This is a genomic window from Clostridium sp. UBA4395, from assembly GCF_002390995.1.
GTDB lineage: Bacteria > Bacillota > Clostridia > Clostridiales > Clostridiaceae > Clostridium_J > Clostridium_J sulfidigenes.
This window is the reverse complement of record NZ_DGRF01000090.1, coordinates 1-25669: the sequence shown is the minus strand read 5'-3', so window position 1 is coordinate 25669 and position 25669 is coordinate 1. Positions and strand designations below refer to the sequence as shown.

Annotated in this window: 23 protein-coding genes, 1 pseudogene and 1 riboswitch; of the genes and pseudogenes, 9 read left to right on the top strand and 15 right to left on the bottom strand. The window is 29.6% G+C overall.

The genetic code is table 11. From position 1 onward, the window contains the following. Positions 1-641 precede the first annotated feature (641 nt). The 8 genes and pseudogenes from B2694_RS16875 to B2694_RS16840 all read right to left on the bottom strand — a co-directional run bounded on the left by B2694_RS16875 (position 642) and on the right by B2694_RS16840 (position 7522). Positions 642-1325 (bottom strand): amino acid ABC transporter ATP-binding protein, encoded by a 684-nt coding sequence (locus B2694_RS16875; RefSeq protein ID WP_346886737.1) that lies wholly within the window; start codon positions 1323-1325, stop codon positions 642-644. Between the two features lie 12 nt (positions 1326-1337). Beyond that, positions 1338-1979, bottom strand: coding sequence for an amino acid ABC transporter permease (locus B2694_RS16870; protein ID WP_346886736.1), 642 nt, complete (start codon positions 1977-1979; stop codon positions 1338-1340). A gap of 12 nt (positions 1980-1991) precedes the next feature. Then, positions 1992-2789, bottom strand: a complete 798-nt coding sequence (locus tag B2694_RS16865) for an amino acid ABC transporter substrate-binding protein (protein ID WP_346886735.1) — start codon at positions 2787-2789, stop codon at positions 1992-1994. A 147-nt stretch (positions 2790-2936) separates the two neighbouring features. Further along, on the bottom strand, positions 2937-3533 hold the full coding sequence (locus B2694_RS16860) for an FMN-dependent NADH-azoreductase (RefSeq protein WP_346886734.1): 597 nt from the start codon (positions 3531-3533) through the stop codon (positions 2937-2939). An 83-nt stretch (positions 3534-3616) separates the two neighbouring features. Then, a pseudogene (locus tag B2694_RS16855) lies at positions 3617-4329 on the bottom strand (pirin family protein). 50 nt (positions 4330-4379) lie between these two features. Next, positions 4380-4823 (bottom strand): MarR family winged helix-turn-helix transcriptional regulator, encoded by a 444-nt coding sequence (locus tag B2694_RS16850; RefSeq protein WP_346867497.1) that lies wholly within the window; start codon positions 4821-4823, stop codon positions 4380-4382. 103 nt (positions 4824-4926) lie between these two features. Next, the gene (locus tag B2694_RS16845; RefSeq protein ID WP_346886733.1) at positions 4927-5607 is read right to left on the bottom strand and encodes a DNA alkylation repair protein; all 681 of its coding nucleotides are present in this window, start codon (positions 5605-5607) and stop codon (positions 4927-4929) included. Between the two features lie 187 nt (positions 5608-5794). Next, positions 5795-7522: an oleate hydratase gene (locus tag B2694_RS16840; protein WP_346886732.1), complete on the bottom strand. Its 1728-nt coding sequence runs from the start codon at positions 7520-7522 to the stop codon at positions 5795-5797. Between the two features lie 273 nt (positions 7523-7795). Between B2694_RS16840 and B2694_RS16835 the strand changes: the two genes are divergently transcribed. Continuing rightward, complete coding sequence (locus B2694_RS16835) at positions 7796-8995, top strand: DUF2812 domain-containing protein (protein WP_346886731.1); 1200 nt, start codon at positions 7796-7798, stop codon at positions 8993-8995. 120 nt (positions 8996-9115) lie between these two features. Here B2694_RS16835 and B2694_RS16830 read toward each other — a convergent pair whose 3' ends face one another. Next, positions 9116-9604, bottom strand: a complete 489-nt coding sequence (locus B2694_RS16830) for a hypothetical protein (RefSeq protein ID WP_346886730.1) — start codon at positions 9602-9604, stop codon at positions 9116-9118. Positions 9605-10033: 429 nt separating this feature from the next. Between B2694_RS16830 and B2694_RS16825 the strand changes: the two genes are divergently transcribed. Further along, a complete protein-coding gene (locus B2694_RS16825) occupies positions 10034-10810 on the top strand; it encodes an SDR family NAD(P)-dependent oxidoreductase (protein WP_346886729.1) in 777 nt (258 codons plus the stop codon). 103 nt (positions 10811-10913) lie between these two features. On the opposite strand, the gene B2694_RS16820 is transcribed toward B2694_RS16825, so the two are convergent. The 5 genes from B2694_RS16820 to B2694_RS16800 all read right to left on the bottom strand — a co-directional run bounded on the left by B2694_RS16820 (position 10914) and on the right by B2694_RS16800 (position 17737). After that, positions 10914-12314 carry an MATE family efflux transporter gene (locus tag B2694_RS16820; protein WP_346886728.1) on the bottom strand — a complete coding sequence of 467 codons (1401 nt, stop codon included), beginning with the start codon at positions 12312-12314 and terminating at the stop codon, positions 10914-10916. 325 nt (positions 12315-12639) lie between these two features. Then, positions 12640-15963 carry a DEAD/DEAH box helicase gene (locus B2694_RS16815; RefSeq protein WP_346886727.1) on the bottom strand — a complete coding sequence of 1108 codons (3324 nt, stop codon included), beginning with the start codon at positions 15961-15963 and terminating at the stop codon, positions 12640-12642. A 216-nt stretch (positions 15964-16179) separates the two neighbouring features. Beyond that, on the bottom strand, positions 16180-16821 hold the full coding sequence (locus B2694_RS16810; RefSeq protein ID WP_346886726.1) for a hypothetical protein: 642 nt from the start codon (positions 16819-16821) through the stop codon (positions 16180-16182). 399 nt (positions 16822-17220) lie between these two features. Beyond that, a complete protein-coding gene (locus B2694_RS16805; protein ID WP_150843998.1) occupies positions 17221-17532 on the bottom strand; it encodes a heavy metal-binding domain-containing protein in 312 nt (103 codons plus the stop codon). Next, complete coding sequence (locus B2694_RS16800) at positions 17513-17737, bottom strand: hypothetical protein (protein WP_346886725.1); 225 nt, start codon at positions 17735-17737, stop codon at positions 17513-17515. Before B2694_RS16800 ends, B2694_RS16805 begins: the two co-directional genes overlap by 20 nt. Positions 17738-17999: 262 nt before the next feature. Here B2694_RS16800 and B2694_RS16795 point away from each other — a divergent pair, with 262 nt between their 5' ends. The 7 genes from B2694_RS16795 to B2694_RS16765 all read left to right on the top strand — a co-directional run bounded on the left by B2694_RS16795 (position 18000) and on the right by B2694_RS16765 (position 23821). Further along, positions 18000-18671, top strand: a complete 672-nt coding sequence (locus B2694_RS16795; RefSeq protein ID WP_035131935.1) for a DUF969 domain-containing protein — start codon at positions 18000-18002, stop codon at positions 18669-18671. Between the two features lie 14 nt (positions 18672-18685). Further along, positions 18686-19615: a DUF979 domain-containing protein gene (locus B2694_RS16790; RefSeq protein ID WP_346886724.1), complete on the top strand. Its 930-nt coding sequence runs from the start codon at positions 18686-18688 to the stop codon at positions 19613-19615. A gap of 65 nt (positions 19616-19680) precedes the next feature. Beyond that, positions 19681-20325, top strand: coding sequence for a pyroglutamyl-peptidase I (gene pcp / locus B2694_RS16785; RefSeq protein ID WP_346886723.1), 645 nt, complete (start codon positions 19681-19683; stop codon positions 20323-20325). Continuing rightward, positions 20325-20762, top strand: coding sequence for a gamma-glutamylcyclotransferase family protein (locus B2694_RS16780; RefSeq protein ID WP_346886722.1), 438 nt, complete (start codon positions 20325-20327; stop codon positions 20760-20762). Before pcp ends, B2694_RS16780 begins: the two co-directional genes overlap by 1 nt. Positions 20763-20899: 137 nt before the next feature. After that, positions 20900-21100 (top strand): hypothetical protein, encoded by a 201-nt coding sequence (locus tag B2694_RS16775; protein WP_346886721.1) that lies wholly within the window; start codon positions 20900-20902, stop codon positions 21098-21100. Positions 21101-21219: 119 nt separating this feature from the next. Next, positions 21220-21897: a Crp/Fnr family transcriptional regulator gene (locus tag B2694_RS16770; protein ID WP_346886720.1), complete on the top strand. Its 678-nt coding sequence runs from the start codon at positions 21220-21222 to the stop codon at positions 21895-21897. 220 nt (positions 21898-22117) lie between these two features. Next, positions 22118-23821, top strand: coding sequence for a tetratricopeptide repeat-containing diguanylate cyclase (locus B2694_RS16765; RefSeq protein WP_346886719.1), 1704 nt, complete (start codon positions 22118-22120; stop codon positions 23819-23821). A 152-nt stretch (positions 23822-23973) separates the two neighbouring features. Here B2694_RS16765 and thiC read toward each other — a convergent pair whose 3' ends face one another. Further along, the gene (gene thiC, locus B2694_RS16760) at positions 23974-25287 is read right to left on the bottom strand and encodes a phosphomethylpyrimidine synthase ThiC (RefSeq protein WP_346886718.1); all 1314 of its coding nucleotides are present in this window, start codon (positions 25285-25287) and stop codon (positions 23974-23976) included. A 199-nt stretch (positions 25288-25486) separates the two neighbouring features. Then, positions 25487-25588: riboswitch (TPP riboswitch) on the bottom strand. Between the last annotated feature and the right edge of the window lie 81 nt (positions 25589-25669).

Sequence of the window (25669 nt, the reverse complement as noted above, 5' to 3'; positions counted from 1 at the left end):
GCATTTCGATTTACAACTGAGGTTATTTTAATTTTTATATAGCATTCTCTTTATATAATACTCTCAATACTATAGATAAATAATTTTTGGGAAAATGTGAATTTAGGCATCTGAAAATAAATAATAAGTCAAATAAGGTAAGTATATTTTGAATTAGACAAGGAAACAGGTTCCGCAGATAGTAGTATTATCTATGGGTTCTGTTGACGCAGTATAACACAAAATAGACGAGCATTCTGACTTATTTATTTTGGGAAGATGCCTTATTAGTGAATATTTTAAATTCATCTAGAGAAATTAAATGAAAACTGATTCTCATATTAATGATGATATGCTTTTAAAAGCTACAAAAATTATAGCTAAAATTTTTAATAGTAATTTATGACGTTTGAATGAACTTAAATCTTCCATATTAATACTTTCTTTCATTTTATTCAAATTAAATCAGTTGTATTTTTAGTGATATACTCTAATGCATCTAGAATTACAGTGCATACCATTATTGTAAGAATTCCATGAAAAGTTATAACTTCTCCTTTAATTACAGATATAGCTTGTACGTTACATATTTTTTATATCAAACTTTACTTAATAATAAACAAAAAGAAGGATAATCCCATTATAAAGAGATTATCTTCACTTTAAATATACATATGTTCATTTTTTAATACTCCGTTATCCATGGATAAAATTCTATCTGCTACTATAGTTGCAAAAGTCATATCATGAGTAATAATTAAAACTGTCATGGCCTTTTCAATACTTAATTTTTTTATAAGATTCGCTACTTCTTCAGTGATGCTTGGATCTAGGGCAGAGGTTGGTTCATCAAAACATATAAGTTTTGGATTCATTGCAAGTGCCCTTCCTATGGCAACTCGCTGTTTTTGTCCCCCTGAAAGTTGAAATGGATAGCTATTTTCTTTATTTGCAAGTCCTAAAAAACCTAATATTTCTTTGGCTTTATTTTTAGCTTCTTCAATAGCAAGTCCCAATACTACCCTTGGAGCTTCTGTAATATTTTCAAAAATATTCATATGTGGGAATAAATTAAAATTTTGAAATACTAGCCCCACATCCATAGGTATTTCCAACTTTTCCTTTCTATGAGCCCCTTCTCCATCTTTGTATAAATACTTGTTGTTTATTATTATAGAACCCTTATCAGGTTTAGTTAATCCACTTATACACCTAAGAAGGGTTGTTTTTCCACCTCCAGAGGGTCCTACTATAACAGTAATTTCCCCTTCTTTTATTTCAAGATTTACACCTTTTAAAACTTTACTATCACCAAAACTTTTTTCTAATCCAATTACTCTAAGCACAATATTCCTCCTCTATTGATAGTAACTATACCTTTTTTCTAATTTTTTAAATATTTCACCAAACAATGCAATTAAAAGTAAATATATCATTCCTACTATTAAAAGGGGCATAAGAGAAGCTTCTGTATTAGATGCTATTTTACCAACTTTTAGTAGTTCGTCTAATCCAACTACATACACTAAGGCAGTATCCTTTACAAGTGTAATAGTCTCATTTGCCAGAGCAGGAAGTATTCTCTTAATAGCTTGTGGAAGAATTATTTTAAAAAATATGTATTTTTGAGAAAAGCCAAGAACTTTAGCTCCTTCGTATTGTCCTTCCTCTATAGAAATTATTCCACCCCTAAATATTTCTGCAAAATATGCTGCATAATTAAGAGTAAATGCTAATATAGCAGCGGGAAATCTGTTAAAGGTTATCCCTATAATAGGTAACCCAAAAAATATAAATACAACTTGCAGGAGTAGAGGGGTTCCTCTCATAATTAAAATGTACCCGCTTGTTATTTTGTTCAATGTTTTATTTTTAGATAATCGTCCCTGCGCAACTAGTATTCCAAGAGGTATTGAAATTACAAGGGTTAATATAAATACCTCAATGGTTACTTTTAATCCTTGGAATACTTGTGGTAATAGAGTAATTAAATTATTCATATAAATACACTCCTATTTAATTATGTCTTGTCCAAACCATTTTTGGGAAACCTTCTTAGCTGTACCATCTTTTTTTATATCCTCAAAGGCTTGATTAAGCTTCTCAAGCAATTCTTCATCACCTTTTCGTATACCAACACCATAAGATTCATCTCCAAAATCATCATTTAATATTTTATATTTACCTTCACCTTTTTTGTTTATATAATATCTTGCTAAAATCTCGTCAGCTACAACAGCATCTATTCTTTTTGCTTCTAAATCCATTAATGCTTCATTATTTGTTTCAAAGGTATAAACCTTACCATCCTTAAAGGTTTTTAAAAGTTCCTCTTCCTTGTTTATTGCATCTACTGCACTAGACTGATTTTGTGCTCCAACATTCATACCTTTTAAGTCAACTTTACTGTTTATTTTTGAATTCGCTAAAGTTATTATAACTTGTCTATTTTCCAGATAGGGATTTGTAAAATTCACCTTTTCTTTTCTTTCTTTGGTTATACTATAACCATTCCATATAATATCTATTTTTCCTGAGTTAAGTTCTGATTCTTTCATAGACCAATCAATAGGCTGAAATGTTACTTGTTTACCTATTCTTTTTGATACTTCCTTTGCAAGATCAATATCAAAACCTACTATTTCTCCATTATTATCTTTAAATCCCATAGGAACAAAAGTATCATCAAAACCAATTATAAGTGTTTCCTTATCCATTGCATCCTGTGACTTATTGTTACATCCTGCTATTGATAATGCCATTACTGCAATAATTCCATAGATTATTACACTACTTAATATTTTACTCATTTGCTTATCCCCCCACTTAATTATAATCTACTACTTTATTACTTTACCATGGTAGAGTAATAAAGTAAATATATTTCTTTTTTTATTAATATTTAATCCATATAAAAAAGCCATAAAACTAATTATGACTTTTTAACACATATAATTTTAAAACAACTTGGCAGTATCCTTAGCTACTTTTATTCCTTGTTCAATTTTCCCTTCAACATCTGCTCCAACAACATCTAAACTTTCTACAGCAATAGTCTTCATATCTTGAATTCCAAAGAATCCTAGGATTGTTCTTAAATATCTATCCCCCATTTCATATGGTGCATCCCCATATTCTCCTCCTCTAGATACAATGTGTACAGCTTGTTTATCCTTTAAAAGTCCAACTGGTCCTTCTGCTGTGTACTTAAATGTTATTCCTGTAACACTTACATAATCTATATAAGCTTTTAAAATTGCAGGAATACTTAAATTCCACATTGGTGCTGCAATTACATATTTATCTGCTTCTGCAAATTGATATGCATATTTTAGAATTGGGTGCTTCCTACTTTCTTCATTTTTAGCTCCAAATATTTCTCCTAAATCCTCTGGTCTTAGAAAATCTATATTTTCTTTATATAGATCTAAAGTAATTATTTCATCATTAGGATTACTACTTTTATACTCCTCTATAAAACTATCCGATACCTTAAAAGTTCTTGATTCTCCATCCTTCTTAATATTTGCTTTAATGTATAATACTTTACTCATATCTTTCTCTCCTTTGTTATCTTGTATATATCATCACACAAGACATAATTTTATTTTTGTTCTTAAATTTTATATTGTAGTTATCATATATATAGTGCTTCTGTTTTATTCATTTCTATTACAATTAAATGTGAGTTTTCATTAGCTTTAATTTTAATGTTTTCTTCAACTATTTCTAAGGCATCTTGTTCATTTAAATGCACATTATTAATTTTTGAGTTACCTTCAATTTGTACTAAGTATGCCTGTCTTCCTTTATTTACATTAAAGTATATCTCTTTATCCCTTTCTAAATAAGTTGTATACACATTTATATCTTGATGAACATTTATAGGTACATCCTTTAAAGTGCCAGATACCATGTGGAGCCAATTGTTGGTTCTATCTCTCCAATTAAATCTATAATCTCCGTAATTAGGTTTATACCTTTCTTATCAGGCATAATCCATATTTGAAGAATCCTTAAATCCTCATTGCTATGATTAAATTCACTGTGGTATACTCCTGCACCAGCACTCATATATTGCATTTGACCTCTCTCTAATCTTCCAATATTGCCTATACTGTCTCTATGAGTTAATTCTTCTCTTACAATGTAAGTTATAATCTCCATGTCATTATGAGGATGAGTGTCAAATCCTGAATTAGCCTTCATAACCTCATCATTTAGTACCCTAAGCACACCAAAATTAATATTTGTTGGTTTAAAATACTCTGCAAAAGAAAAATGAAAATTTCCTTTTAACCATCCGTAGTTACTTTTCCCCATGTTATTACTATCTATTCTCTTTAACATAACAACATCCATTTTATCACTAATTAGTGATATATTTTTATAAAAGCTCATTACAAATTTTTAAATTTCTTTAATATACTTTTTAACATAATTTTTTCTTCATCCGTTAAAACACTAAAGATCCTACTAATATTTTTAATATGCTTTGGAAAAATGTCTTCAATAATTTTTCTCCCCCTATCTGTTATAGAGATTATAGCAACTCTCTTATCTTCTGGATCTATAATCTTTTTTACTAATCCTTCCTTCTCTAAATTTTTTATAACCACAGTTATATTACCAGAAGTAGTTAATATTTTTTCTATTAACTCATATATTTTTAAGTCTCCCTTATTGTATAAGGCCTCTAAAACTCCAAACTGAGCAACTGTAAGTCCAGTTTCCTTTATAGTTTGAAACTCCCTTTTATGAATTTCATGCTCTGCTCTAGTAAATACGACTAAAGTTGATAGGTCTAAGTTATTTTCTTTAATTAATTTCTTTATATCTTTCATAATTTAAATTTATCACTAATTAGTTATAATTTCAACAAACAAAAATATGATTTAAAAATTTATATTTTAAGTACAATAACCTTATCAATAATAGTAATATATATTAACTCGTCATCAATCTTCTTCTAGTTTCTTCATCAACCTTCTCTAAAGCATACCTAAAAGCTACTCGTGGCATAATATTTTTATTCTTTAATAAATACTCATATACCTTATCCTTTTCAACCTGTGACAGCACTTTTAGCATCCAGCCATACCCTTTCAATACGAGATGATGTTCATCTTTCATAAGCATATCTGAAATTATATAAGGATTAATTCCATGATACTTATCTTTTTTAATAGGATAAATTAAGATAACAGCAGCTGCACGTCTCACAAAAAAGCTTGGATGATTTGTCCAAATTATCACATATTTAAATAGTTCATTATTTTGACTTAATAATTCTCCAAAGGCATGTGTGCAAAAATCATCACAATCTCCCCAGCCTGTAACATACTTCTTTAACCAACTTTCAAATACAAAAAATGTGTCATTATTATACTGATTCCTAACTCTATAAGCCCAATCGTATGCAATAACCCCTAATTCCCATTTTTGTTCATCAAGTAACTGTTCACATATATTAAAAATATTATCAATACTTTTATCTTCTATAGTTTTATATAACTTTGATGAAAACGCTCTAACTTTACTGGTAGTTAGACCATTTTTTTTTGATAACCCTTTAAAATAATGCTTTGCTATTAAGATAATATCATTCACTCGTATCACTACTTTCATATAAAATAAATTCTCTCGTACCAGTCTCATTCCTTTATTTTATTGTATAGGATATTAATACCATATTCAAATATAAATATATTAACATAAAAAACTAGTAGCTTCTGCACAAATGAAGCTACTAGTTTTTTTGACTTAGTGGAAGTTTTTATCCATAATAACCATTAATGGACTATGGATAATCTGTTTATCTATAAGAAGTTTTTAAAGCTTCTTTTAGTATCCTAGGATTCTTTTTATATGGAGTTACAGGACAGATTCTCTTATTCTTCACTTTGAATAAAGTATATACTGCAATTCTTGCTGCACGTACTGAATATTCTTCAGTAAATACCATGTCCTCTGGTATTTCAACGAATTGACTAATCATAGCAAAGTTAGTTGATCCTTCTGGTACAACCTTTGGTCGATCAGACATCTTACGAGGTTGGAACTGAGAATCTATATAAGGCATCATGCATGGAATAACATTCACCACTTCTTCCATAATTTCATCTATCTGATCTTCTAAATGTAAATGATGTAAAAGTTCTATTAACATTTCTTCACCAGTACAGTCTCGCATTGGTTTCTTTACATAATCTCCAACTTTATCTGTATATAACCCATAGCCCCAGAAAATAGTTGTATCCATTGTTTGAGCTTTAAAGTGTGGTTGAGCTGCAACTACAATACTCATTAACCAATTAGAATCTTTAAAAGTCATCAAAGCACCACTACCTGGAATATTAGTAGAAATCTGCTCTATTAATTTTAATAGTTTATTTCCTTTACAAGTTACAGTGAAGCTTTCCCAGTTAGTTTCATCTGGATGATTAAAGAAAGGATCCGGATTACCAAGTCCTGGTTTTTTATTAGCAACTTTTCTCCAAAGCTCACCTGAGATTGGAGCACTAGGGTCAAAAGCTGCCGGTGTATGAAGATCACCTAAAGTTGCACTATCAGTCATACAACCATTAGTCATGATACAAACATCACCTTCATTTAGTTCAATAACTCTTTCTCCATTTACATCTTCTACATGAATAGCTGTTACTGTAATTTCATTACCTGGTCTAAAATCTAAATCTGTTACCGTTGCATTTATACTAAAATCAACTCCATGTTCATCTAGATATGCCTTTATTGGTAAAATCACAGATTCATATTGGTTATATGGTGTACGAGTAACTCCTTCTAGTGTTTCTATACGAGAGAATTCAAAAATCATACGATTCATATAACGCTTTAATTCAAACAGACTAGACCATTTTTGGAAAGCAAAGGTTGTTTGCCACATATACCAGAAGTTAGTCTCAAAGAAATGAGGGGTATGACTAAACCATTGCTCTATAGTCATATCATCTAAACTTTCTTCTGGAGTAATCATTAATTTACCGAGAGCCATACGATCTTCATTGTTGAATCCCATGTTTTTTACATCTTGAATTACACCATACTTATCTACTAAACGAGCTTGAGCATGAGTTGGATGTAAATGGTCAAAGTTAAGTATTTCTTCTGTAACACTTTTACCTACCATATCTAAAGATGGAATACTTGAAAATAGTTCCCAAAAATTTTCATAAGTTTCTTCATTTAGCATTCTCCCGCCACGACATAGGAAACCATTTTGTACATCTCCAGCACCATCATTGCTACCACCAAGAATTTGCATTCCCTCTATAATATGAATGTTTTCGCCTTTAAAATTACAGTCTCGTACAAGATAAGCTGCTCCTGCTAAAGAAGCCAAACCTCCTCCAACAAAGTAAACTTGTTTCCCTGAATGATCTATATATTCAATTTCCGTCTCTTGACTTTGTGATTTGTTCTTAAGTTTTTTAGCTCCTAAAGTAGCTATTGTCGCTGCCCCTGCTATAGCTCCTATAGCCACTAAAGGATTTATGCTACTTTTATTTGATTTTTTACTCATAATAATTACCTCAACTTTCTAGTTAAATTAATTAATGAAGATTGCTTATTTATTATTATAGTTTAATACAATTAAAATGTAATTATACAGATTTACTTATTTGTCTAAAAAAGTATTAAGAAATTTGAAATAATAAATGTACATTTCATAAATTCTTAATTTTTAAGAACAATAATAGACTTTCATTAACTTTAGATTAACTTCTATGAAATTTACTGGTATAATTTATTTAATATGTAATATCTTATTGATACTTATTAGGAGGATTTAGTTTTGAGTAAATCTGTTTATAAATTTAAACCAGGCTCTCCTTGGAAAATTGGCATTACCGAAAGCTGGCTTAATTCCATGGCTAAAAGAGGACTTTTCATAGAAAAAATGGGGAAATATTTCGGTAAATTTAATAAAGATGAACCTAGGGATATGTACTATAGAATAGAAATGTCTGAGGAAAAGGATGAATTGAGCGAAGAACAAATTAGAATGTATAAAGCTCGTGGATGGGAATATGTTACAAACTATAACAATTTTCATATTTTCTCATCGCCCTATAAATTCAATACTACAGAGGTTCATATTATCCCCGAAGAATATGCACAGCTATTAAAACCCTTTTATAAAAAAGCTTTAACACAACTTCTTATTTCTTTTGCAATTTTATTTGCATTTTATGCAGTTATCCCTATGTTTATTGCTAAAAGATACATTAGTGTTTTAGTAAATATGAGTTATCTAGAACTTTTCTCCCAATTAATAATTATTTCAACCTTTATTAATGGATTGTTTGAGATTATATATATAGGCAAACTTAGAAAGTGCCTTTTACAAGGAACCTCCGTGGATCATAATGCACCTTGGAAGTTTAATTATATAGTATCTATTTTTATTAGTTCTTGTCTAATTCTACTTTCAACAACTTTAGTAACTTTAACCTTCACATCACTATTTACAGGTTATGATGATGAAAAAACTATTCCTAATGACACCACTTCCATGGGAATTATAAGACTAAAGGAAATAGAAAACTCAGAAACCTTAGAAGAAACTCCAATTTCCACTTCTGAGGAAGTTAATTATGAGCGTCGCTACAATTTGAAAAAAACCTTTTTTGCTCCATTAAAGTATACTAGTTTTGAATTAGGGTCTATAATGACTAATCCTACTACAACCTATTTAAAATCTCATGATGCTATACTAAATAATAAAGTATATCAAGTAAGATTTAAATCCATGTCAAAAAAACTACTCTTAGAATTATGGAAAGATGGTGAGGACTCAAGAGCAGATGATACTACGCCTCCTATCTTGCATGATGATGAGCTAGATCTCTTAATTGTTCATCAAACAAGTGATGGATACGAAATCTACGCTTGTAAAGGAAAAGGTGTTATGCGTGTGATATATACAGGTAAAGAAGATGTAAATAAGATAATACCATTGATAAAACAAAAGATTTCTTTAATATCAAAGTAGAATTATATAATAAATTTTCTATGTTAGAATAACTGTAATAATATAAATAAGGACTATATGGAAATTAACTAAGATTTCTAACTTAATTATTTTCATATGGTCCTTATAAACGATTTAATATTAATCATTATCTACTTTTCTTATCTTAACCTGTTCATCCTCTTCAGTTTTAATTGAAATTTCAATCTTTCCCTTTGCTTTATTTCCTACAAATTTAAATCTATATTTCCCCTCTGTTAATTTTATTGTTCTTTCTCCGTTTTCAGTTCCTACTAGTATATCCTCCACCAGTTTTTCTGGACTAACTAAAACTCCTTTAAAATCACCACTTTCAACCTTTGAATCATATTTAATGGTAATTTCACTGTGTCCCTCTGATTCTATATTCCAAATTGTATCTGCTCCTGAAAACTTCCCATATTTAACGGTAATTTCATTTTTAGAACCCGATTCATTCCTACCTACATAGCTATAGCTATCTCCATCTTTTGCAATTTTTTCATTATTATCATAAATATCTGCTTTCCCTGTATCCAATGTACACCCACTAAAAGTGCATAATAATAGCATTAAACATATTCCTAAAAGAATTTTAATTTTTAATTTCAATTCTACTCCTCCTTTATATAGTTTTCACTTACACCATAAGTGTTTTTATAACTTTTCATATACTCTTCATCATAACCCCAATATGCTTCCGAGTCTATAGCAATATTACTTAAAATACTTGCTCCCCTACTTTAGCTCTACGAATATTAATCATTCATATTCCTCAAGACTAATGTCTTACACTTGAGAGTATATTAAAATTATAGAATATTTTGTATGATAAATCTACAACTGCATGACAATTAATCTCTCAGGTTAGCATAATACTAATTATAAATTAGTATTAAAGCACCTTGTTAAATAATTAATTAATTTACAATATGTTGAAGTTATGCTACTATATTATTATAGCAAGTAAATATCCATTAATAATATTTGTTTATTGATAATATTTACAAGATATTTATATTTTAGAAAGGATTTGATGTTATGAACAATTTATTCAATCTTACTGGTAAAGTTGCTATAGTTACAGGTGCTTCTAGTGGACTAGGAGCTGATGCCGCTAGAGCTTATGCTGAATATGGAGCTAGTGTTGCACTACTTGCAAGAAGAAAAGATAAACTTGATAATGTAGTTAAAGAAATTGAAAATAATGGTGGAAAAGCTCTAGCTGTTCAATGCGATGTTGCTAATGAAGATAGTGTTAAAGCAGCAATAGACGAAGTTATGAAACACTTTGGACAAATTGATATCCTTCTTAATAACGCAGGAGTTGCAACTGCAGGTTCTGTTGAAAACATGTCTGTTGAAGCTTGGGATAAAGTTATGGACATTAACGTTAAGGGAATTTTCTTAATGAGTAAATATGTAGTTCCTCATATGAGAGACAGGAAATATGGTAAAATTGTTAACATAGCTTCTATAAATGCTGTTATTGCAGACAAAGATCCTTCTCTTTTCCGTCACTCCTACAATACTTCTAAAGCAGCTGTTAGAGGCTTAACTATGGGTATGGCTGCAAGCTATATGCAAGATAATATTACAGTTAATTCTATAGGTCCCGGCCTTTTTGAATCTGAGATGACAGAAAATACTCTTTTTAAGCATGAACCTTTTCTTATAGCTTACAATGCTATTTCTCCTGCTGGAAGACCAGGTAAAAAAGGTGAACTTAATGGAACAATTATTTATCTATCATCAGATGCTTCTAGCTACGTAACTTCTCAACATATTCTTGTTGAAGGTGGTATTTCTATAGTTTAAAAGCTACACAACGTATAATTAAAATATAAAGACTTTTTAATATAAAAAAACTGTTAACATACTATTATGCTAACAGTTTTTTCATTTATCTAAATTGAGAAACTTAAATGGCCTCTCCCATAACTTCTCCATCTTCTAAGTTAGGATTATCTAACTTCTTTATTTCATGTTTAAAGATAAAGTTAGTGATTATAACAGATATAAAATCACTAGTTGGCCCCGCCAACCATACTCCTGTTAATCCAAGAGTTTCTCCATTAGGAAGTGGTATCAAAGGAAGAATTATAATACATGGTATTAAAAGTATTACTTGTCTTAATAAACTTAAGAACATAGATTTCTTAGCTTTTCCAATACAAGAGAAGTAATTAGTTCTTATAATCTGCGGCCCTACAAAAATAATCATAGAAAGGAAAATTCTCATTCCATACTTTGTTATTGAAAGTAGATGTGGATCTGAGTTAAATGACTTTACTAAAACTCCTGGAATAAGTTCTACCATTAAAAATCCTATGGTAGCAATAATTAAAGCTGCTATTTGAGGATACTTTATAGCCTCCTTAACTCTATCATATTTTTTAGCTCCATAATTATATCCAATAATAGGCTGTACTCCTTGATTTAATCCAAAAATCGGCATAAGAATTATCATAGTTATGCTACTTATTATAGTCATTGCTCCTATGGCTAAATCTCCACCATAACTCCTTAAAGCATTGTTTGATATTACTTGAACTATACTTGCAGCAATTTGCATACTAAATGGCGACATACCTATAGCAAATATAGCTAGTATCAACTTTTTTTCTAGCTTAAAGTTTTTAACTTTAACTCTAAGATTAGCATTTCCCCTTAAAAAGAAACTTACTCCCCATATAGCTGAAGCAATTTGAGCTATTACTGTGGCTATAGCTCCTCCTTTAACTCCCATTCCTAGTAAAAATATAAATATTGGGTCAAGAATTATATTTGTAATTGCACCTATAAGCATAGATGCCATGGCTATATTAGGACTACCGCTGGCTCTTATGGTATGGTTAAGTCCAAAACTTAACATGTTAAATATAGTACCTATAAATATAATCTGCATGTATTCTTCAGCATATACTAGGGTGTTTGAACTAGCTCCAAACATTCTTAGTATATCCTTTCCCCAGATTAATCCTATAGCTGTTATAGCTAAACTAATGATTATAATTAAAGTAAAAGCATTTCCCAGAATCTTCTCTGCTTCTTCTTTCTTATTTTGTCCTAATCTAATGGAAATAGTAGTAGCAGTACCTATTCCAACTAACATACCAAAGCCTAATATAATAGTTGATATTGGCATAGTTACTCCAATACCTGTAATTGCTAAATTTCCTACCTCTGGAATATGTCCTATAAACATTCTATCTATAATATTGTATAATGCGTTAACCAACATCCCAATTATGGCTGGTATAGAAAACTTAAGTAATAATTTTGTGATTTTTTCTTCACCTAGTGCATTTTGTCTACCCATGTAGTATCTCCCTTCTAAATTAAATTGTCTATCTAAGTACTAATGCAAGGTTAGAAAATCTTAACCTTGCAAAATACATCATAATATATTTATTACATAACATATAATTATGGCTAAGATACTTCTTAACCTTTAAATTCCCATGTTGTAAACTTTAAGTACCTTATATCTAAACACTATTCTTCATAATATGATTATACTTCATATCCCTTATATTTTCAATGACTTATTTCGACAAGCTAAAAATTTCATTATCTAAATATAATTAATTGGTAATTATATTATTGAAATACGCTGTAGTAAACACTTTTCAGATAGAATTTTATTATGAAAATAACTCTTCTAGTTCCTTTTCATTCATAGAAGATAAGGTCAATTCCGTATGTTCTTCTCCATCTATTACTTTATCTATGATTTCTTTTTTCTTTTCTTGTATATTGTAAATTTTTTCTTCGATAGTTCCCTTGGCTATAAGTTTTATTACCTCTACAGTATTCTTTTGTCCAATTCTATGGGCTCTATCTTCAGCCTGTTCTTCCACTGCTGGATTCCACCATGGATCAAAATGTATTACCATATCAGCTGATGTAAGATTAAGTCCTGTTCCCCCAGCCTTTAAAGAAATTAAAAATACTGATGGTTCCCCCTCATTAAACTCTTTAACTAAATTCATCCTATCTTTAGATGGAACAGAACCATCTAAATACATAGTGTTTATGCCCTTTTTATTTAACTTTTCTCTTATACTCCCTAGAATTGTAGTAAACTGAGAAAATAATAGTACCTTATGATTATTCTCTAAAGCTTCTTCTAAAATATCATAAAGAGCATGATACTTTCCACTATCACCTTTATAATTTTCTATAAAGGAAGCGGGATCACAACAAATTTGTCTAAGTCTAGTAATAAGAGATAATATCTTCATCCTACTTTTGTTAAAGCCGTTTTCCTTTATTTCTTGCTCCATCTCTTCTTTATAGACATCTACATAAGAATAGTATAGTTTTTTCTGCTCTGAAGTCATGTCCACCACTATTTTATGTTCTATCTTTGGTGGTAGTTCAAGAGCTACATCCCTTTTAAATCTTCTTAAAATAAATGGTTTTATAAGCTTCAATAATTCCTCTAAAGCTTTATCATCCTTTTCTTTTACTATAGGTAATTCAAAGTTTTTATTAAACTTTCCATGGGTTTTCAAATATCCAGGCATTATAAAATCAAAAATAGACCAAAGTTCTGTAAGTGAGTTCTCTATTGGTGTTCCTGTCATAGCAAATTTACTCTTAGCTTGAATTGACTTCACAGATTCTGCATTTAAAGAAGTTGGATTCTTAATATATTGTGCCTCATCGATAATACAAATATCAAATTTCATCTTCTCATAATATTCAAAATCCCTTCTTATTAGGGCATAGGACGTAATTATTACATCGTACTCCTCTATGTTTTCTATTAATATTTCTCGCTCCGCTTTATTTCCACTTACGGCTACAATCCTTAGGTCCTTAGAAAATTTTTCAAATTCCATAACCCAGTTATAAACTAATGAAGTGGGACATACAATTAGTGCCTTATTTCTCAAATTTCCTTCTTGTTTTTCTGAATTAATAAATGTTATAGCTTGAAGGGTTTTACCAAGTCCCATCTCATCTCCTAGAATTCCACCAAATCCACATTGAGATAAGGTCTTAAACCACTTAAATCCAATTTCTTGATAAGTTCTTAATACTTCACCTTGTTCTTCTGGAACCTTATACTCATTACTTTTTACATCTTTTATATTATCTATAAGATTTTTAAAGCCTTTATTTCTTGTAACAAAATTCAATGCCCCCTTATTGATCTTTTCATCTATATATAAGGATGCATACTTAGGTATTTCTACACTTCCACTAGCTAACTTTGAAATTGATACATCAAAGTTATCAATAACAGAATAAATATCTTTAAATTCACTGCCCTGAAGTGGAATTATAGAACCATTCTTTAGTTTATAGTATTTTTTCTTCTGTTTAATTGAAGTTAAAGTTGCCTTCAATTCTTCTTTAGAAATTCCTTCAATATTAAAATTAAACTCTAAAAGATCTGAATCATTTAATCTAATGCTAGAATTAAAGGATTTAGGCGTTAATATTTTTATCTCCTTAAAGCTATCAGAGTAGTAAACCTCTCCTACTTCAGCTAATTCCTCCACACCATAGGTTAAAAACTCTACTAATTCGTCTTCATCTTCAATATAAAAACTTTTATCTATATTTTTAAATCCAAGTCCATAAAGCTTCTCTATAGTCTTTCTTTCCTTCACTAAATCTCTAATAACTATCTCTTCACTAATATCTTCAGATACACCCACTTCTTTTTCATTTAATAATTGTTGATTTTCTTCTTTGATATTTTTACTTTCATTTTCTAAATTATAATAAAAGCTTTCTTCTCCATAATTAAATTTCACATCACAAGTTATTCTATCTTTATCCTTATCTAAATAAAATTCTGTTACTAAAGGCTCCTCCTTTATAAGTTCCTTTACACTTTCATCTTTAATAACAATGGGGCTTATACTCTTTAATTTAGGTAGAAGAAAATTTGCCACATCATTAATACTACTTTTTTTAAAGGATATAGTATTATTTTTTGATTTCATAAATGCTCTATGGAGTGGAGTAAAATCACTTTTTTCCTTTTCCGACAATAGATATAAAGTATTATTTAAATAATAAAGTCCTGTATTCTCACAAATGGCCTGTGAGATTTCACTATTCATATCTATATTTAGATTTTCTCCCTTCATAAACATATAAAAACTAGTAGGCATGTTTCCTAATGAAACAGTTATATCTTTATAATGCTCTCCCTTATAATCTAAATTGATAGTCTTCCTATTTTTAATGGTTAGAATATTTTTAAGTTGTCCTTCTGAAAGAAATACCCTTTTCCCACTAAAGAATACAGAACGATTAGTATATACCCTATTCATTACTTCTAAATTTAAATCATAAATTTCCTTTATGATATTCATGATTTCTTTATCCTTATCTTTAAACATATATTTAGTGTTATTATACTGAAGCTCTTTTCCAAAATTAATAGTTCCTCCACTTGTATACATGCACTCCATAAGTTCACGAATATTTTTTACCACATATAATCTACTAGTTCCTATCTTTAACTCTAAATAAAAACTTTTTTTCTTACTTCCGTAGTGCTCATCCTCTACCACTAATGTAATATCCATATTTAGAGGTTCCTTCTCAACTCCTCTAATAGCCTTGTCAAAGGTGCTTTTATAGGTTTCAAGAAGCTCTTCTTCTCCAGATTTAGGAATGTTTATACCCCGTCCTCTTACCCCTTCCTTATTTAACTTTATAAGTACAGCTCCTACATGCTTACACATATGATATTGTGCAAAAGCTTCACAACTACAATTTGGATATAATTTAAAATTTCTATTATTTATAAGTACACTAGTTTTATAATTATTCACATCATAGGCTGACTGTACTATTGCTGTAACTGATAATATATTTATAGAGTTTTCATTAATCCTTATACTTCTAACTTTATTTCTAAGGTACATATCCATGGCTCTATTAAAAATAACATTTCCACATATATCCTTTATCTCTCTCAACTCTAAATCAAACTTCATTCTCACAATTCTCCTAATTAAAATTTCTTCCTTTTTCTATAAATTTACTCTACCTTTTATTATATACCTTTTTCCATCTTTATAGCGCATTTATTTTAAAGTAATTCACCTTTTCTATAATTTACAACTATAAAAGAAATATGAACTATAAATAATTACATGAAAATGATGAGCATGAATCTTTATATAATTACATGCTCACCATAAATTTAAAAACTAGTTTAGAACTTTGATCAAACCAAGATTCACTATATCATTTTCATCTACGTCTTCAGTATTTAACTCAATATATATATTCCATTCTGCCATGTCTGCAGTTCCAATTCCAGGAACCATTCTATCAATTGCTATAGAAATTTCATTGCCCTCTTTAATTACCTTTTTTACTTTATGCCTCACAGATCCACTTGATTCATCTAGTGTTACAACAATTAAAGCTTTTTTAGAAAAAAACTCATCATCATATTTACTTGCATCTACGTCGCTATTTTCATTTACACATGAAAGCATGCTTACAGTAAGTCCTTTTACTTTCCCTTCATGCTCCTTTAAACATTCTTTTGATTTGCAAATAGTGATAATAGGATATTTTTTACTTGAATTATAATATGGAGATCTTTCATAACTATCCTTAAACTCAAGTTCCCTCGCAGAATCACTAGGTTTTTTAATAATCTCCCCTTTATCTTCTGTGCTTGCTGAAATTTCATCATTATCTTGATTTTCTGTATTTCCTACTTCAACAGTTTCCTCCTCTTTTTCACTTTCACCTGCATTTATATTATTGCACCCTGAAAAAAGCACCACCGTAGTTAAAACTAAAGTACCACATAACAATTTTAATTTATTCATTTTCATATATACCTCCATATTTCATATAAATAGAGTTTTTTGCTTCAGATAGAATTTTCTCCCATTGAAGTTTGCTAACAGACTTCTAATTATCAGTATTTTTGATACTTAGAAGTCGTTGTACTTTAGGGAAGATCGTTATATAAGAACATAGTAACTCTCTACTCATACTTTAAATCTTAATACCTATATCTTAAGAAATACCCTTTATTTATATACGCTTATTTATACAAAAAGATTTAACCTTTTTATTTCTAAGCTCTATTTAAAATTACATTAATATAATATACAAGCTATAGGAATATTAGTAGTCCCGCTTTAAAGGTGGTATTAAAACATTATTTTTGCAATAAATAAAGACTGAGTCAAAACCTTTTATTTGACTCAGTCTATCTCAGATAAATTTTATTTAAATTTTACTGCGGTTCCATAACAAATAACTTCAGATGTACCATTCATTATTGAGCTTGTTGCATACCTTATATTTACTATAGCATCAGCACCCATAGTTTCTGCTTCGTCAGCCATACGCTTTGTAGCTATTCCTCTAGCCTCATTCATCATTTCTGTATAGCCTTTTATCTCTCCGCCTACAACAGTTTTAAGACCACTAAGAATGTCCTTACCAATATTTTTAGACCACACCACTGAGCCTTTAACCATCCCCAACATTTCTAACTCTTTTCCTGCAATGTAATTAGTATTTACTAATATCATTTTCGTCTCCTCCTTTTATTTCCTTTATTCTTTCTATCATATTATAAATAATTGCTCCTCCTATACCTATGGCAATTAAAAGCAAAATTATTGGCAATAACTTTATTCCTTCTGCAAAAGTAACAAATATGATACCTCCAAAATAGAAAATTGCAAATAGGAGCATCAATACTGTTATTACTATGGTAAGTATAATTTTTCCCATATTCTTATCATCTCCCTAAAAATATACTATAAACATTAATTATTCCATTTTACTAGACTAATATTAGCATACTACAACTACTAATACAATATGGATAAAAATAGTTATTGATGCATAATGATTAAATTTTATTTTTATCCAATCAACCTCATATATACCTAATATTTATCCGTTCTTTGTATACCTGTATACATATTTACTTTTCATAATAGTGTATAATTTTAAAAAATTATATAAATTCATGGGAGGAAGGATAATAATGATCAAATTAATTGGTATTATAATTGTTATCATTGGTTTTACGTTAAAACTCGATACTATTGCTGTAGTTCTTTCTGCGGGGGTTTTAACAGGGCTCGTTGCTGGTTTGAGTATTAACGAAATATTGACTACTCTAGGACAAACTTTTGTATCTCAAAGAGCCATAACATTATTCATATTAACATTACCTGTAATTGGTATGTGTGAAAGATATGGACTTAAAGAAAGAGCTGCAACTCTTATAAGTAATGCTAAATCTCTTTCTGCTGGAAAGCTATTAAGCGTCTATGCCCTAGTTAGACAAGTAGCAGCTGCCCTTTCGATTAGAATGAGTGGACATCCTCAATTTGTTAGACCTCTTGTTAACCCTATGGCACAAGGTGCTGCCGTTAGTAACTTTGGAGAAATCGATAAGGAAGATGAGGATAAAATTAAGGCTTCTTCTGCTGCTATGGACAACTATGGTAACTTTTTTGGACAAAACTTATTTATGGCTAGCTCAGGAGTACTTCTAATAACCAGTACACTTCAGGAACAAGGATATGTAGTAGATGCTCTCGATGTAGCTAAAGCTTCTATCCCAATAGCTGTAATACTATTTATAATGGTATTAGTACAAAATCATTTATTAGATAAATCATTAATTAAAAAATATTCTAAAAAAGATAATTAAAGGAGGAATCGATTATGGATATGGCAGCACTATCAAATTTTTTATTGGAAATCTTTTATGCCTTAGTGGGCTTCCTAATGATTTCCCTATCAGTTTATACATTTATAAATAAAGAACATAAAGCTAGAATTGGTACTTCAATATTTTGGTCAATTCTAGGTATTATATTCATAGCTGGACCTTATATCCCAGCTAATATAGTTGGGATTTTAATAATAGCCTTAGGTTGCTTGACCGTTTCTAAACAAGTTAAAATGCTACCTACCAAACCCCTTGATGGAGAGTTTGCTAAAATTCAATCTGGAAAACTTAAAAATAAAGTTTTCTTACCACCTCTAGTAATCGCAATTGTAGCTCTAGGAATAGCACAATTTACTTCTATTAGTGGAACAGCTGCTATTGGTATAGCTGCTGTGATAGCAACTATTGCAACCTTAATTATCACAAAAGCTAATCCAAAGTTCATTTTAGAGGATGGAGCTAGAATGATTGACTCTGTTGGACCTGTAAGTATCTTACCTCAACTTCTTACTGCATTAGGCTCACTATTTACAGCTGCTGGAGTTGGTACTGTTATTGCTAATGGTATATCAAGCTTCATACCTGAAGGAAATCTTTTAATTGGAGTAGCTGCTTACTGCATTGGTATGGCTATCTTTACAATGATTATGGGAAATGCCTTCGCTGCATTTGCAGTTATCACTGCTGGTATTGGAATTCCATTTGTATTTGCACAGGGGGCTAATCCAGTAGTTGCTGGTGCCTTGGCTCTTACTGCTGGATATTGTGGAACACTAATGTCACCAATGGGAGCTAATTTTAATATTATGCCTGCAGCTCTTCTAGAAATAGACGACAAAAATGCAATTATTAAACGTCAATTTCCTGTGGCTATGACATTACTACTATCACACATAGTTTTAATGTATTTCTTAGCATTTTAAAAGTTTATATAAGATATAACTAAAGGAGGTGAATTTTAATGAAGCTAATGCTTCATTAAATATATATGAAAGTTTTAATAAGTGGTTTTGATCCCTTTGGAGGAGAACCTATAAATCCAGCTCTTGAAGCAGTAAAATTACTTCCTAATAATATTGCTGGCGTAGAAGTTATAAAGGTAGAAATTCCTACAGTCTTTAACAAAGCAATAGAGGTCCTTGAAACCTCTATCAAAAATCTTAACCCTGATGCAGTTATCTGCATCGGACAAGCAGGTGGTAGATTTGCAGTTATGCCAGAGAGAGTTGCTATTAATATAGATGATGCTAGAATTAAAGATAACGAAGGAAATCAACCAATAGATATAAAAATTAAGGAAGATGGAGAAAATGCTTATTTCTCTAACTTACCTATAAAAGCAATGGTTAAAAACATGGTAGATAATGGCTATCCTTCTGCAATTTCTAATACTGCTGGAACCTTTGTTTGTAATCATATAATGTATGGATTACTTTATCTTATCGATAAAAAGTACTCTCATATGAAAGGTGGATTTATTCACGTTCCGTATATACCAAATCAAGTGGTTACAAAGCCAAATACACCTTATATGAATCTTCAAGATATCTCAAAATGTCTTGAACTTTGTATAGAAGCCCTAGTTAATAATGGAGATGAAGACATTAAAACTATAGGAGGTACAATCTGCTAATGACATACCCAACAGAAGAAAAAAAAGTATTTGTATATGGAAGCTTAAGAGAGGGTTTCTTTAACTATGATAAATACTTAAAAAATAAAATATTTCCAGCTTTTCTAGGAGAAGTAAAGGGAAAGCTTTTCCATCTTCCTCACAAGGGATACCCTGCTTTACTAGATGGAGAAGATACTGTTATTGGAGAAATTATGGCACTAAAAGATTTTTATGAAGATATAGTTTCCTTAGATCAAATGGAAGGATTCAGATCCTTTGAAGATATATCAATCAATGAATATATAAGAACTACTATAAATGTTAAAAATCTTGAAACAAAGACCATTGAAAATTGTTATGTATATAAATACGTAGATGGCAACGATAAAAACTTTAATTCCCATGCAATCTATATTCATCATGGAGACTGGAAAAAGTATATGAATATCCTATAATAATACAAGTAGAAAAATCTATCATTTATTTGATAGATTTTTTATTGCAATAAACTAAAATTATATTTAAACTTATTGACATCTCTATTTCTATTGCATAATATATAAAATAATAATTATTTTCTTAAGGTGAATTTATGTCTTATAATCTAAACCCCGAAGAATTAGTTATAGTAGCTGCTGTTCTCTCAATATATATAGCTAAAAATAGAACTTCTGATGAAATTAATCTATTAGGAAATCTTTTTCAAGCTATAGGTTCCAACTTATCAACTATTGCTACTGTTACTCCACAAAATGAATCTACTATTAATAACGAAAATAATACTAATGAATAAAATTTAGTTTAAATATAATTCCTATAATATGAGGAATTATATTATACTATAGACGTTTTTTAAGATTTAACATAAACATTACCTATTACTCTATTAAATTGAAAAGGATGATTTAGTATATGTATGAAGAATACTTTAAACATATTCCACAAGAAAAAATGAGAACCTTTTTTCTTGAAGAACTTGCTCCTTTAGGAATTATAAAACATTATAAAAAAAATGAGCATATAGATTACTTTCCTGGTGGTAAACTCTCAATAGTTACTGAAGGAAAAGTGAAGGTTTGTATCTATACTAAAAATGGTCTTGAAAAAATTTTATTTTTTTTAATACCAGGAGAAATATATGGGGAAGAAAGTTTATTTCAGCACTCTCATATAGGCATTACTCCAGTTACATTAGAAGATACTTCAATCTCATTTATTGATAATGAAACTTTATATAATTATTTAAATGATAACCCTAAAAATTATGAGTATTTTCTTCAAAGTATATTAAGAAAATATCAAATTTCTTTATTTCAGATGGGAGACCTTTTAAAGAGATCACCACGAGCTCAAATTTGCTCTGCTCTTTGTAGAATTGTTGCTCAAACTATAAAAAATTATTCTGAATGTAATGATCCAATTGAATTAAGTCTCCCGCTTACCCATGAAGGATTAGGAAATTTAATCGGTTGCTCTAGAGTTACCGTTACTAGAGTTCTTAACGAGTTAAAATCCCAAGGAATATTAGCAAGCACATCTAAAAAAATAGTTATTCTAGATTTTGAAAGATTAAAAAAATATTGTGATTAATAACAAGTAAATTAAATATAACATATAATTACTTTTTGGGTTTATATTCCTTAAAATCTCTAAGTAATTTTTATATATCATATAATTTTATATTATTTTTCATCTAATTTTATGTTATTATATTATTGTAACCATAAGGTTAAAAATGCATTGGTTACTCAGTTATAAGTTTAAATTCAAATTATAATTAAACTATTCTAAGAAAAGTAGGTTGTTTAGTATGGATAATAACTCAAAAGAACTTTTTAAACTTATTGATGATGGAAACACTATTGTACATAGCGATCCTAGAAAAGCTTATGAAATAACAAAAGAAGCATTAAAATTAGCTGAAGCGTTTAATAATAAATCTGCAATGGGCTATTGTTTTATTAATTTTGCTTTAATTTACAGATCACTATCAAATCTTGCCAACTGGGTAGAATATGGTCATCATGCTCTAGATATATTTATGGAATTAAATGAAGAGGAAGGCATTGTTGTAGCTTTAAATCTTTTAAGTTGCGCATATTTTCACGTTGGACTTTATGAGGATTCTTTAATAAATTGTCTTAGAGTTCTAGATTTGTGTATTGATGATAACCATAGCTTTATTCACACCTGTTCCCTTAATAACATGGCAGAGATTCAAAGGATAACTACCCAATATAATAAAGCCTTGAAATATTATGAGAAAGCTTTAGCTAAAGCTAAAAAGTTTAATTATACTTCACTCTCTGCATCTATTTTATTTAATATAGGACAAGTTCTTCTAGAGAAGAATAATTATCATAAAGCTTTAAAAATATTTTTTGAAAGCTATGATATAGCAATTAAATTTAATAACTTTATACTTCTAGGTGAACTAGAAAATAATATTGGTTTCATTCACTTTAAAAATAAAGAGTTTGATAAAGCCATGGAATACTATAATAAATCCTTAGAACACTTAGAAACCATTAGCAACAAATTCTATATCATAGATTTATACTTTAATATTGGTTTTTTAAAGCTTTCTACTTCTTCTGATGATGCTATAGAATATTTAAATAAAGCTATACATTGTGCTGAGGAACTTAATTCCAAACATAAGCTTAGTAAAATACATTTGCAGCTTTCTAAATACTACGAATCATTAGGAGATTTTAAAACAGCCTTAGACTATTACAGGCAGTACCACCTTTCAGAAGAAGAAGTTTCTTCATCTACCATGAAATCTAAACTAGAAATTATAAGAATTCAATGTAATCATGCTATAGAAGCTGAAGAATTAGAACAAATTAAAATAATAAATCAAAAACTAGAAATGGAAATAGAATCCCAAAATAAAAGGCTACAATATATGAAAAATGAGAATAAGAATTTACGATTTAAAGCATTGAAAGATTCTCTTACTAAAATTTCAAATAGACATGCCATTGACCAAATGTTTAGTAGACTATGGAAATATTCTAAACTCAATAAAAATAATATGGTTTTATTTATGATAGATGTGGATAACTTTAAATTATATAATGATTATTGGGGGCATATTCATGGTGATAAATGTCTTGCTAGTATTGCTCAATGTTTAAAAGACATTTCTACCTCCCGTCACGATTTTTGTGGTAGATACGGTGGAGAAGAATTTATATATCTTGCTGAGGATTTAACCTATGATGAAGCTATTTACCTAGGTAATCTAATAAGTTGTAAAGTTAAGGACTTAAAAATAAAATCTACTCATGATAATGAGAGTTCTGTAATTACTGTTAGTATTGGTGGAGTCTATGGAAACCTTTCCTCTCTTAGTTCAACTGACTATATGATTGAAATTGCAGATAAACAATTATATATCTCTAAAGAATCTGGAAGAGATAAAGTTACATTAATAAATACCTTAGAAGATGAATTAACGCTAAATTCAATAAATTCAGTGAACTTAGTAGCTGCAGATATATATTAATAATTTAAACTTTAAAACAACTATTCCTTTATTATTAATTATATTATTCAAGTTATTAAACATAAAAGTATATAAAGAAGGACACTCTTAAAATTACTAAGCTTAAACTACCCATAAAAGCTTAATAATTAATAGTGTCCTTTTATTAATTATTAATCATCTTCTCTTAAAAGGTTAATATCTTTTCCACTAAGAATCTTGTTCATATTTCTCATAGAACACATTTTACCACACATAGTGCAACTATCTTCATGATGAGGTGTAGATTCTTTTCTATATTTTCTTGGCTTTTCTTCATCTAAGGCTAAGGTAAACATTTGCTCCCAATTAAGTTCCTGTCTTGCCTTACTCATTTCATTATCCCACTGCGATGCACCTTTAATTCCTTTAGCAATATCCGCTGCATGAGCTGCAATTTTTACTGCTACTATACCTTCCTTCATATCATCTAGGTTTGGAAGTCTTAAATGTTCTGCTGGAGTTACATAACATAAAAAGTCTGCTCCATAACTTGCTGCAATAGCTCCACCAATGGCAGAAGTTATATGATCATAACCTGGAGCTACATCCGTAACTAAAGGTCCTAAAACATAAAATGGTGCTCCGTGACAAAGTCTTTTTTGAAGTAGCATATTAGCTTCTATTTCATTTATAGCCATGTGCCCTGGACCTTCAATTATAACTTGTACATTTCTCTCCCAAGCTCTTTTTGTAAGCTCACCTAATACCATAAGCTCCTTAATTTGTGAGGCATCTGTGGCATCAGCTATTGAACCTGGTCTACATGCATCTCCTAAGCTTAAAGTTAAATCATATTTTTCACATATATCTAATAATCTATCAAAATACTCATAGAATGGATTTTCTCTCTGATTTAATTCCATCCAAGCAAACAAAAGAGATCCTCCCCTTGAAACTATATTAGTAATCCTCTTATTTCTTTTAAAAGTATTTATAGTTTCCCTGTTTAGGCCTGCATGGATAGTTACAAAATCTACTCCATCCTGTGCATGCTTTTCTACTACTTTAAAGAATTCATCTACAGAGATATCCTTTAGTTCCTTATCATAAAAGCCAACTACATCATACATTGGTACTGTTCCAATCATCGCTGTAGACATTTCTACTAACTTTTCTCTAAACTTTGCAGTTTTTCCATAATTAGAAAGGTCCATAATAGCCTCTGCTTTCATATCTAAAGCAACTTTTACCTTTTCCATTTCTTTATCTATGTCATCACAATCTTTGGATATACCTAAATTTACATTTATTTTAGTTTTAAGACCTTGTCCTACTCCCTGTGGTACAAGAGATTTATGATTTTTATTAGCAGGTATAGCTACCTTCCCTTCCGCTACTAAAGCCCTTAACTCTTGAACATCCATATTCTCTAACTTAGCTACAATCTCCATCTCTCTTGTTACAATGCCCTTCCTAGCGGCATCCATTTGTGTTGTAAAATTCATACTTTCTTCCTCCCTAAGTACAATAATTATTTAATTTAATAATTTAGCGCCTTTCTTTAGGAGAAAATAATTGCTTACATATTTTTTCACAAACCTTTATTAATTCTTATCTCAAAAAAATAAAGGCTTACACAAGGTAAGCCTTTGGATGAATTCATAAAACAAATATTTATAAATATTTTTATAAATAAGCTATTATTAAAATCTTTTAAAGCTTTCCTTCGATGGCATTATCCACATCAGGTTCAAGGGTTAAAGCAATTATTGCTTCTCTCAGCATTAGGCACCCCTAGCTAAATAATTATTAAATTAACTTCATTATAACATAAAAACTATAATTTTCAAATTTACTTTTAATTTATCAGAGCTTTAGCATGAAAAT

What these genes read in the sequence shown, in the direction of transcription:
- B2694_RS16770 (WP_346886720.1), top strand. Translation starts at nt 21,220, where the DNA reads ATGTATGAAGAATACTTTAAACATATTCCACAAGAAAAAATGAGAACC.
- B2694_RS16845 (WP_346886733.1), bottom strand. Translation starts at nt 5,607, where the DNA reads ATGAAAGTAGTGATACGAGTGAATGATATTATCTTAATAGCAAAGCAT.
- B2694_RS16820 (WP_346886728.1), bottom strand. Translation starts at nt 12,314, where the DNA reads ATGGGTAGACAAAATGCACTAGGTGAAGAAAAAATCACAAAATTATTA.
- B2694_RS16780 (WP_346886722.1), top strand. Translation starts at nt 20,325, where the DNA reads ATGACATACCCAACAGAAGAAAAAAAAGTATTTGTATATGGAAGCTTA.
- pcp (WP_346886723.1), top strand. Translation starts at nt 19,681, where the DNA reads ATGAAAGTTTTAATAAGTGGTTTTGATCCCTTTGGAGGAGAACCTATA.
- B2694_RS16790 (WP_346886724.1), top strand. Translation starts at nt 18,686, where the DNA reads ATGGATATGGCAGCACTATCAAATTTTTTATTGGAAATCTTTTATGCC.
- B2694_RS16860 (WP_346886734.1), bottom strand. Translation starts at nt 3,533, where the DNA reads ATGAGTAAAGTATTATACATTAAAGCAAATATTAAGAAGGATGGAGAA.
- B2694_RS16825 (WP_346886729.1), top strand. Translation starts at nt 10,034, where the DNA reads ATGAACAATTTATTCAATCTTACTGGTAAAGTTGCTATAGTTACAGGT.
- B2694_RS16775 (WP_346886721.1), top strand. Translation starts at nt 20,900, where the DNA reads ATGTCTTATAATCTAAACCCCGAAGAATTAGTTATAGTAGCTGCTGTT.
- B2694_RS16815 (WP_346886727.1), bottom strand. Translation starts at nt 15,963, where the DNA reads ATGAAGTTTGATTTAGAGTTGAGAGAGATAAAGGATATATGTGGAAAT.
- B2694_RS16850 (WP_346867497.1), bottom strand. Translation starts at nt 4,823, where the DNA reads ATGAAAGATATAAAGAAATTAATTAAAGAAAATAACTTAGACCTATCA.
- B2694_RS16800 (WP_346886725.1), bottom strand. Translation starts at nt 17,737, where the DNA reads ATGGGAAAAATTATACTTACCATAGTAATAACAGTATTGATGCTCCTA.
- thiC (WP_346886718.1), bottom strand. Translation starts at nt 25,287, where the DNA reads ATGAATTTTACAACACAAATGGATGCCGCTAGGAAGGGCATTGTAACA.
- B2694_RS16765 (WP_346886719.1), top strand. Translation starts at nt 22,118, where the DNA reads ATGGATAATAACTCAAAAGAACTTTTTAAACTTATTGATGATGGAAAC.
- B2694_RS16805 (WP_150843998.1), bottom strand. Translation starts at nt 17,532, where the DNA reads ATGATATTAGTAAATACTAATTACATTGCAGGAAAAGAGTTAGAAATG.
- B2694_RS16865 (WP_346886735.1), bottom strand. Translation starts at nt 2,789, where the DNA reads ATGAGTAAAATATTAAGTAGTGTAATAATCTATGGAATTATTGCAGTA.
- B2694_RS16870 (WP_346886736.1), bottom strand. Translation starts at nt 1,979, where the DNA reads ATGAATAATTTAATTACTCTATTACCACAAGTATTCCAAGGATTAAAA.
- B2694_RS16810 (WP_346886726.1), bottom strand. Translation starts at nt 16,821, where the DNA reads ATGAAAATGAATAAATTAAAATTGTTATGTGGTACTTTAGTTTTAACT.
- B2694_RS16840 (WP_346886732.1), bottom strand. Translation starts at nt 7,522, where the DNA reads ATGAGTAAAAAATCAAATAAAAGTAGCATAAATCCTTTAGTGGCTATA.